Origin of the sequence: Armatimonas sp., from assembly GCF_043760365.1 — a bacterium.
In the GTDB taxonomy this organism is placed as follows: domain Bacteria; phylum Armatimonadota; class Armatimonadia; order Armatimonadales; family Armatimonadaceae; genus Armatimonas.
Map to the genome: position 1 here is coordinate 1 of NZ_JAYUPA010000266.1, position 2,019 is coordinate 2,019.

Sequence of the window (2,019 nt, forward strand, 5' to 3'; positions counted from 1 at the left end):
CGCTGGCTCAGCGAGTACGGCGTCTTCGGCTTGGGCCAGGGATTCACTTCGACGTCATCGTGCTTCTTAACGAGAAGCTTCCCAGCGACAAGGATGGTGTCGTAGCCATTGGGCTGAGGAACGCTCCGTTTCAGCATTTCTTCGGATGGGAAAACATAGTGCGCCCTGTACCAGATGCCAAGTGCGATTCCCAGCACTGGGGTGGCGATGGCAAGCACTTGGGCAGCTCGGCGCACTCTGAAAATTAATCGGCTCATGATAGGCTCGTAGACGTTAAGAACCAGGAAAAGTTGCGTACAATAGATCCATGACAAAGATCGTTATCATTGGCGCAGGCAGCCAGTTCGGCGGAAAGCTCTCACGCGATATTCTCTCGCTCCCCACGCTCGCAGACGCGCACATCTGCCTCTGCGATATCAACGCCGAGCGACTGGCACTGACGGAAGCCTACGTCAGGCGCATTATTGACGGGCATAAGCTGAAGGCAACTTTAACTACTTCCACGGATCGCAAGACACTCTTGCCGGGCGCGGATTTTGTCGTGGTGAGCGTCTCGGTAGGTGGAGCGGCGTACTCCGGGCATCCCGTGACAGCGGAAGTGGAGATTCCGCTCAAGTACGGCATCACGCAGTCCGTCGCCGACACCGTGGGCGTGGGCGGGATCTTTCGGTTTCTGCGCACCGGCCCCGAGCAGCTTGCGATCTGCCGCGATATGGAGGCGCTCTGCCCCGATGCCCTGATGCTCAACTACACCAACCCGATGTGTATGCTGACCTGGGTACACTCGCGGGCATCGGGGATTAAGAACGTGGGGCTGTGCCACTCGGTTCAAGGCACGGCCCACCAGATCGAGAGCTACACCGGACTCGAAAAAGACACGATGCGCTATCTCTGCGCCGGGATCAACCACCAGGCGTGGTACCTCAAACTCACGCAGAGTAATGGCGAGGATGTCTATCCACGGCTCCGCGCCGCGCTGAATGACCCGGAAGTAGTTGCGAAAGACAATATTCGCTTTGAGATGTTCAAGCACTTTGGCTGGTTTGTCACGGAGTCGTCGCGCCACTGCTCCGAGTACCACCCGTATTTCCGCCGCAACCACGATCTCATGGCCCACTACGATCTGACGGAGTGGCACCCGCCCACCGAGGCCGCACCGCCGCGCACCTGGCTCAAGGACGACAACGAGCTGCCGCCGCTCACCCCGAGCGTGGAGTATGCGTCTAAGATTATCGAGGCCGTGGTGACGAACTCGCCCTATCGCTTCAATGGCAATGTCATGAACGACGGCCAGCTTATCGCAAACTTGCCCGTGGACTGCTGCGTCGAGGTGCCGTGTCTCGTAGATGGCCAGGGCGTCCAGCCCACGCGTGTTGGGGCGCTTCCCGTGCAGCTCGCCCAGCTCAATCTGAGCAACATCGCTCCGCAGGAGCTCGCCGTCCGCGCCGTCTTGGATAGAGACCGTGAAGCCGCCTACCACGCATGCCTGCTGGACCCGCTCACCAGAAGCATCTGCACACTGGATCAAACGCGCCAAATGTTCGATGAACTCTGGGCCGCCGAGGGTGAGTTATTGGCGCACTTTTAACCGTCCCACGGAGACCGCCCACACGAACGTGGGCGTCTGCGGGCCTTCGGCCATAATGTCGCTCCGCGACTGCCGAAATTCCCAATCGCGGAGCGATTTCTTAGCCGCAGGCTCACAGACGCCAATTTCAATCGGCGGGCACAGACGCCCACGTTCTGTGGGCGGGAAAGGTAAACTCAACATATGAGCACCCGAACCATCACCCGTTACTTTGCCTTTACCTTAACTGCATACATGGTTACGGCGATCATCGTTATGATTTTCGAGCTCATAAATGGATCAGGCACTCCTATGTATATTCTTGGTATTGCCCTCTGTTTAGGGCAACTCTTCATTGCGTACCGGCTCGCTCACCAGCGCGACTGGGCGATGGCGTTTTATACCGTCTTTTGTTTCGCAGGAATACAAGGCCACGATATTGTTGGGTGGCT

At 57.9% G+C, this 2,019-nt stretch carries 3 protein-coding genes; 2 read left to right on the plus strand and 1 reads right to left on the minus strand.

Translation table 11 applies throughout. The annotated features are described in order from the left end of the window. Positions 1–257, minus strand: a 257-nt coding sequence (locus ACH2EH_RS06405) for a hypothetical protein (protein ID WP_395140029.1), incomplete at its 3' end; no start/stop codon positions are given. A gap of 50 nt (positions 258–307) precedes the next feature. Here ACH2EH_RS06405 and melA point away from each other — a divergent pair. Further along, positions 308–1,588, plus strand: a complete 1,281-nt coding sequence (melA, locus tag ACH2EH_RS06410) for an alpha-galactosidase (RefSeq protein WP_395140031.1) — start codon at positions 308–310, stop codon at positions 1,586–1,588. A 183-nt stretch (positions 1,589–1,771) separates the two neighbouring features. Continuing rightward, positions 1,772–2,019 (plus strand): hypothetical protein (locus ACH2EH_RS06415; protein ID WP_395140033.1); only part of this gene is annotated, 248 nt, incomplete at its 3' end.